A 7,205-nucleotide genomic window follows, 5' to 3' on the forward strand; every position below is an offset into this window, starting at 1 on the left:
CCAAATAAAAGAGATGAAATCTGATATATCCAGGATAGAAATAAATACTGCTGAAAACTGGCGAGATATTGCAAAGCTTAAATCAATTAAGTGAATAAGATGAAAGCACAAAAAACTGCCTAATAAAAGGGCAGTATTTTTTATTTAGAAGCATTAGATAATATAGCTTTGTGGCATTTTATAAAAAATGAAGGAATTTATTCATTTTGCTATTGATTATACTGTAAAAAAGCAATACAATATATATAAATGCAGGATTTATTGCATTTTTCAGAAAAGAGAGAAAACATCTCAATGTTTTTAGGAGGTCATTTTATGTCATTAGAAGTTTGTGATGTGGATTTTAGAGAAGAAAGTGATTCGTTAGGTAGCAAAAAAGTTCCTAAAGGTGCATATTACGGTGTTCAGGCATTAAGAGCCGCTGAAAATTTTAAAATAACAGGTTTGAGGGTGCATCAAGAGTTTATAAAAAGTTTAGCACAGGTTAAGAAGGCATCTGCTATAACAAACAGTGAGATCGGTCTTTTAGATAAGGACATTGAAAAAGCCGTCATTCAGGCTTGCGATGAGATAATCAGCGGTTTATTATATGATCAATTTATAATAGATGCTATTCAGGGCGGAGCAGGAACATCTTTAAATATGAATGCAAATGAGGTAATTGCCAATAGAGCTATTGAGATTTTAGGTGGGGAAAAAGGGAATTATGCTATAGTACATCCCAACGACCATGTGAATATGGGGCAATCTACCAATGACGTTATACCTACTGCCGGTAAAATCACTATTTTAAGACTACTTTCAAGGGCAGTACATCAACTGAAAAGATTATATAGTGCTTTAAAGGATAAATCCCGAGAATTTGATGATGTTGTAAAGATGGGGAGAACTCAGATGCAGGATGCTGTACCTATCAGACTGGGGCAAGAGTTCAATGCTTATAGCTGTGTGATAAAAAGGGATATTTTGCGAATTAGTAAAGTGCGAGAAGAATTAAAGGTTGTGAATATGGGGGGGACTGCAATAGGAACAGGTATAAATGCAGACCAGGAATATTTAAAGAGGATAGTCCCCAATTTAAGCCAAGTTACAGGTAAAAAGATGAAACCGGCAGAGGATTTGATAGATGCAACTCAGAATTTGGATTGTTTTGTAGCGGTATCCGGTGCTATAAAGACATGCGCCGTTAACTTGTCAAAGATAGCCAATGATCTAAGACTTATGTCTTCAGGTCCCAAAACGGGATTTGCAGAGATAAATCTTCCTCCAAGGCAAAATGGTTCTTCTATAATGCCGGGTAAGGTTAACCCTGTAATACCAGAGGTTATTAATCAAATAGCCTTTAATATTATAGGAAATGATGTCACAATAACCATGGCAGCAGAAGGGGGGCAGTTAGAGCTAAATGCTTTTGAACCGATAATATTCTATAACTTATTTGAATCTATAGAGACCTTAACTAATGGGGTGGATGCTTTTGTTGAAAAATGTATAGAAGGGATAACAGCTAACAAACAAAGATGTAAACAGCTGGTTGAAAATAGCATAGGCATTATTACTGCCATATGTCCTCATATAGGATATAAACAGGCTGCCCAGATTGCAGAGACTGCTATCAAGACAGGAGAATCCATCAAGGATATAATAATTAGAAATGGAATAATGAACAAAACAGAGCTTGATGAGGTGTTAGATGCCATAAATATGACAGAGCCGGGAATATCAGCAAAACACCTATTAGCCCAGTGAGGTTACTATCATATATTAAAGGAGGGCTGCATTTTGTCCGGAGATAAAACCGGAAGACCATGCCCACTGGAGGTTAAAGCCGCCGCATTGGCCATCGATATCTATTATCTCGCCTGCAAAAAATAACCCTTTTACAATTTTTGATTCCATTGTGCTCTGGTTGATCTGGTGGGTTGCAACACCGCCTGCCGTCACCTGAGCACTGGGCCAACTTTTAGTGCCTTTTACATTGAATTTCCATTGGGTCAATATATTAGCGATATTTTCACATTCTTTAGCAGAGATATTTCCGGCAGGGCGCTTCAAGTCTTTAATTCCTGACTCTTTCAACAGAATAGGTATCAATCTTTTGTTTATCAGACCTACTAGGCTGAATTGGATGGTTTTATTAGCCCCATCTTTAAATCGCTGAGCGAGAAGTTTTTTTAGTTGGTGTACAGGAATGGTGTCGATAAGGGATATTTTTAAAATTGCCGGCTTATTTTGGTGCAAAAGCTGTCCTGCTTTTCTGCTGATCTGCAAAATAGGAGGACCTGACACACCGTAATTGCCAAAAAGTATATCTCCTCTATCCTTCATAATAGATTTGTTTTTGTGTAATAACTCAGCTGTTCCTACAAATTTGACACCCTGTATCTGGTTGAAAAAGTTTCCCTCCAACTTTAGCTGAACAAGAGCGGGGAATATGTCTACAACAGCATGTCCCAATTTTGCTGCTAATTGAAGCCCGTTTCCATCTGAACCGCTAGAAGGCATAGCCTTGCCACCTGTAGCAAGAATTACTCTGTCTCCTTTGAATGTACTGCCGTTTTCCAATTCGATTATAAATGAACTTTTTTTATGAACGATTTTTTTTACATATGCATTACAGATTACATTTACACCTATCTGTTCCAGCTCATACCTTAGGACATCTAAAATACTGGAAGCTTGATCAGACATGGGAAAAACTTTGCCTTCATCTTCTACCTTATGTTGTATTCCAAGCTTTTCAAAAAAATGTATTGTTTGACTCACTCCAAAAGTGGATAACGCACTGAATGCAAATTTAGGGTTTTTTCCATTATAGCAATCTATATCTGTATTTATATTGGTAAAATTACATCTGCCATTTCCGGTAGCTAATATCTTCTTTCCAATTCGGGGGTTTCTTTCCAATATAGTGACCTTTGCGCCCTGCCTCCCGGCAGAAATAGCAGCTATCATTCCCGAGGCTCCGCCTCCTATTATAATTACATGTTTTTTTATATTATTAGCCATATCGTTTTATATTAGCACTCCTTGTTTTAGTCATCATTAAGAGGAATAGAAGATGGTATATTAAACTCAAGGGTTAAATAGTCTCCCAGGCATCTTTATTTTGGTATTGAGGTTGGAGGTTAGGGCTTTGTATATTTCCTGATAATATTCATAAACTGTATTATAATCAATTGGTTGGTCTATATTACCTTTTAATACGAACATTTCATCTAGCGGGGAATCTGCTCTGCTAGATATGATCTTATCGGATTTTACTTCGTTTCTTTCCATTAATACATAATTTTTTACATTTGGAGTTGCGTTTTTTATTATCTGCATGGAGAATTGTACTTCGTTGAACATGGTTGCATCTAAGTACGTTTTAACCTCGATTGCGACTATTGGAATTATAAGATCCAGTTGTATATCATCTATTTTTATGTTGAATTTTTTACCTATGCAAAAATCCACATCTTTGGTTATTATAGAAATTTTACCGCTGGCATCAATTTTCATGCCGGCGTATATACCTTTATTAAAAAAATCCAGCTGCAACTTATCTATTTCAGGTATGTTTTGGAAAAGGTAGCCGTTGAATTCCTCCAAAAGCGTTGAACGAAATTTTGACTGGGAGCTCACATTATATTTTCTTTCAAATGTTTCTACAGAGAGATAATAATCATTTAAGATATCTACTTTCTGTTTTACATCATTTAGATCTGCCCCTTTTATGGATATAAGACTGGCACGGAACTTTTTGTACCGATTTTGATAAAAATGTTGGAAGGCCTGTTTATTTCCTCCATAGTTGGATTTAATTTTGGTCAATATATTATGGCCATGATAATGCCAGTCGTTTTTCATCTACCTGTGTCCTCCTTAGCTCTACCTTTATAATATGATATAATTGTATCACATAGAAAAAAGCAAAACAATTTTGGGAGGATTTAAAATATTGCGGGTTGATAAAAAAGATTACATAAGAATAGATATTCCGTTCCAGGGCAAAACAGATGAATTTACCCAACAATATATTGGCTTATTTAACGATAGTTTTCCAAAGACAGATATTTTTGCTGATATGGATGGGGAAAATGTCATTGTTTATTTGAACAAGCTGGATTTTATAAAGTTCAAAGCTTTTGTCAAACAGCAGAGGGCGCATAACGTAAGATTATTTGATCAAATGTTGGAAAAAATCCAGGCTATAAAGAGCTATAACATAAAAGGGAGTAAAAGAATATATGCCAATTATAATGCAGAGAGAAAGGTAAAACACAGGAAGAAAAAGGAAATAAAAAGAGATAAGATGTACTATACAAGGGATAACGATTTTTCAAGGGACAAAAATGAGCTTCCAGACGAGTATCAGAATAAAATTATCTGTGGGGACAGCGAGAGCGAGCTTAAAAAGTTACCGGATAATTGTATAGATTTGATATTTACTTCACCTCCTTATAATTTCGGATTGGACTATACAGGTCAGGATGACGACCATTACTGGGAGGACTATTTTGATAAGTTGTTTGCTATATTTAGGCAGTGTATAAGAGTACTAAAGTTTGGAGGACGTATAGTAGTAAATATCCAGCCTCTTTTTTCTGATTATATACCTAGCCATCATATAATAAGCAATTTTTTCATCAATAACAAGATGTCGTGGAAGGGGGAGATTTTATGGGAGAAGAATAATTATAATTGCAAATATACTGCATGGGGTTCATGGAAAAGTCCGTCTAGTCCATATTTGAAATATACCTGGGAGTTTTTGGAGGTTTTTTGTAAGGGAACCCTCAAAAAGGAGGGAAAAAAGGAAGATATAGACATTACAGCCGATGAGTTCAAGGAGTGGGTGGTAGCAAAATGGTCGATAGCCCCTGAAAGAAAGATGAAAGAATACGGACATCCTGCCATGTTCCCTGAAGAGCTTGCAAAAAGGGTGATAAAATTATTCAGCTATCAGAGCGATATTGTTTTGGATCCATTCAACGGAGTAGGGACCACTACTGCAGTGGCTAAAAAATTTAAACGTAGATATTTAGGTATAGACATCTCTCAAGACTACTGTAATAAGGCGATAGAAAGACTAAAATAATAACTAAATGTTTTTCAAAATTATGTAGGGAGGATTATAAATGTTTTATAAAAGTGAGGAGCTGGAGATGAATTCTGCCGTACGTACGGCAGAGAGGATGTGTGCTGCAGCAAGGACAGCGCCTAAAGGCAGGGGAATTGATAATATCGAAACAGCGGTGCTCACAGGTGAAGATAAGGATGAATTAGCCCGACATATGGAAAAAGTAGCTGACAGAGAAGATGTGGATTTTTTTGCAAGGGATGCTAAAAATATAAGAGATGCTCAGGCCATAGTATTGATAGGAACTAAATATAAAACAAGGGGAGTCCAATACTGTGGGCTATGTGGGTATAAGGATTGTGCGGAAAATGCAAAAAATGGAGGAATCTGTTCTTTTGATGTAACGGATTTGGGAATAGCAATAGGTTCTGCAGTGAGTATCGCGGCTGACGATAGAGCGGATAATCGGGTGATGTTTAGTGCAGGCAAGACAGCTGCCCAGCTTAAGCTATTAGGCGAAGATGTAAAATTGATATATGGTATCCCAATCGCAGTAAGGGGAAAGAATTTATTTTTTGATAGAAAGAAGAAGTAGAAATATATATATAATATGTAAAACTGTCCTTTCGGGCAGTTTTTTATATCATTAAATTATGCTTTAAAAATCTAGATGTTGTGTCAAATTAGAGAGGTGTAGTTTATCGATTCTACAAAACACTTCAAAGTAATTTCTATCTTTAATATTAATATTACATTGAGAATTTGAATGAAATATGTCCACATCTGTAGAATGCAGCTAAGTAATAGCCATTGATTTTTGCAAGAAAATTATGTTATACTAGGAAAGGTACGACATTGCCACGAAGGCAGGGCGTTTAAAGCTCTGTCTTTTTTTATTTTCATTATACTTTATTTAAAAGGAGGAAAGTTCTATGAAGTTTAACACTAATAATGTGGTAAAAGCGGCGCTATTTTTGGCATTTGCAATTATATTGCCCTATATTTTTCATTGGACAGGTGTTGGAGGGGCCGCATTGCTTCCAATGCACATACCTGTATTGCTTTGTGGGTTTTTTTTAGGGTCACAATACGGTATTTTAGTTGGACTTGTTGCTCCACTTTTGAATTCTGCGTTGACAGGCATGCCGCCTATATTTCCTACAGCAGTTTCTATGGCTTTCGAGCTGGCTGCATATGGTTTTTTTGCAGGTTTTTTTTACAAGCAAAAGAGATATAATATATATATATCCTTGATACTTTCCATGTTGATAGGTAGAGTAGTGCTGGGTATTGCCAATTACATAATATTGTTCGCAGGTGGTGATAGGTTTGTGTTGAGCGCTTTTCTTGCTTCGGCATTTGTAAATTCTATGTGGGGGATTGTCATACAATTAGTATTGATACCTTTTGTGGTTAGGCTTTTTGAATCGAACAAAGGTTTAAAAGTCTGACATGCTTGAGTTTGTCTAAACTGTGAAAAATGTGAAAGGTTATTTCAAGATAGAGATAGGAATTGATAATAATGAGCCATATTATATATCAGCTGTTAAGGGCTGATATTATTTTTTATATCCCATACTATCTCTTGCATTATTTCCTTTATTTTTAGGTTTCTAGTACCCGGAATATAGATCCCATGTTTTTTCAAAGGAATTATGTATTTTTTGCAGTTCATATTAAATATTGAGAATGATATTGATGGGGTTATTTCTCCTTTAATACCTCCGCTGGACAATATGCCTATAGGACCTATTATGCAGTCTATTTTTTCGTCTTTGCAAAAACTGCATATTTGGGTTTCACCGGTTACACCTAGATTTGCACCTGCATCAAGCATGTTCTGAGTGGCATATTCGTTTGTACCTAGCGCCGTTATGTGAACTTTGTAGTGGATTTGTTTTCTTATCATTTTTATTATGGTCTTTCCAAGACCTGCACCCTGTGCATCTATTACAGCTATATTCATGGTTATCACCTTTGTTTATTATAAAATAATGTTGTTGGATAATCAACAACCCTCTATATATATGTTCCTGTTCGATATTAATTTAAACTTCGTTGAGGAAGTATATAATACCCGGAGATGCGACTTAATGTGTCACACTATACATTAATATTTATAATAATAGTGTGGCAGATT

Annotated in this window: 7 protein-coding genes; 4 read left to right on the top strand and 3 right to left on the bottom strand. The window is 35.8% G+C overall.

All coding sequences use genetic code 11. The features are described from left to right. The first annotated feature begins 315 nt into the window (after nucleotides 1-315). Nucleotides 316-1,749: an aspartate ammonia-lyase gene (locus PHP06_09860; protein MDD3840855.1), complete on the top strand. Its 1,434-nt coding sequence runs from the start codon at nucleotides 316-318 to the stop codon at nucleotides 1,747-1,749. 15 nt (nucleotides 1,750-1,764) lie between these two features. Here PHP06_09860 and PHP06_09865 read toward each other — a convergent pair whose 3' ends face one another. After that, the gene (locus PHP06_09865; GenBank protein ID MDD3840856.1) at nucleotides 1,765-3,009 is read right to left on the bottom strand and encodes an NAD(P)/FAD-dependent oxidoreductase; all 1,245 of its coding nucleotides are present in this window, start codon (nucleotides 3,007-3,009) and stop codon (nucleotides 1,765-1,767) included. Nucleotides 3,010-3,075: 66 nt separating this feature from the next. After that, nucleotides 3,076-3,852: a Bpu10I family restriction endonuclease gene (locus tag PHP06_09870; GenBank protein MDD3840857.1), complete on the bottom strand. Its 777-nt coding sequence runs from the start codon at nucleotides 3,850-3,852 to the stop codon at nucleotides 3,076-3,078. A 91-nt stretch (nucleotides 3,853-3,943) separates the two neighbouring features. On the opposite strand from PHP06_09870, the gene PHP06_09875 reads away from it, so the two are divergent. From PHP06_09875 to PHP06_09885, 3 genes are all read left to right on the top strand, one after another. After that, nucleotides 3,944-5,083, top strand: a complete 1,140-nt coding sequence (locus PHP06_09875; GenBank protein MDD3840858.1) for a site-specific DNA-methyltransferase — start codon at nucleotides 3,944-3,946, stop codon at nucleotides 5,081-5,083. A gap of 40 nt (nucleotides 5,084-5,123) precedes the next feature. Further along, entirely contained in the window at nucleotides 5,124-5,660 is a 537-nt protein-coding gene (locus PHP06_09880) for a DUF2148 domain-containing protein (GenBank protein ID MDD3840859.1), read from the top strand. 337 nt (nucleotides 5,661-5,997) lie between these two features. Then, on the top strand, nucleotides 5,998-6,516 hold the full coding sequence (locus PHP06_09885) for an ECF transporter S component (protein ID MDD3840860.1): 519 nt from the start codon (nucleotides 5,998-6,000) through the stop codon (nucleotides 6,514-6,516). 95 nt (nucleotides 6,517-6,611) lie between these two features. Here the strand turns inward: PHP06_09885 and PHP06_09890 are convergent, their stop codons facing one another. Next, entirely contained in the window at nucleotides 6,612-7,031 is a 420-nt protein-coding gene (locus tag PHP06_09890; GenBank protein ID MDD3840861.1) for a DUF3842 family protein, read from the bottom strand. Between the last annotated feature and the right edge of the window lie 174 nt (nucleotides 7,032-7,205).

It is taken from the genome of Clostridia bacterium, from assembly GCA_028698525.1.
Classification (GTDB): domain Bacteria; phylum Bacillota; class Clostridia; order JAQVDB01; family JAQVDB01; genus JAQVDB01.

What these genes read in the sequence shown, in the direction of transcription:
- PHP06_09860 (MDD3840855.1), top strand. Translation starts at nt 316, where the DNA reads ATGTCATTAGAAGTTTGTGATGTGGATTTTAGAGAAGAAAGTGATTCG.
- PHP06_09865 (MDD3840856.1), bottom strand. Translation starts at nt 3,009, where the DNA reads ATGGCTAATAATATAAAAAAACATGTAATTATAATAGGAGGCGGAGCC.
- PHP06_09870 (MDD3840857.1), bottom strand. Translation starts at nt 3,852, where the DNA reads ATGAAAAACGACTGGCATTATCATGGCCATAATATATTGACCAAAATT.
- PHP06_09880 (MDD3840859.1), top strand. Translation starts at nt 5,124, where the DNA reads ATGTTTTATAAAAGTGAGGAGCTGGAGATGAATTCTGCCGTACGTACG.
- PHP06_09885 (MDD3840860.1), top strand. Translation starts at nt 5,998, where the DNA reads ATGAAGTTTAACACTAATAATGTGGTAAAAGCGGCGCTATTTTTGGCA.
- PHP06_09890 (MDD3840861.1), bottom strand. Translation starts at nt 7,031, where the DNA reads ATGAATATAGCTGTAATAGATGCACAGGGTGCAGGTCTTGGAAAGACC.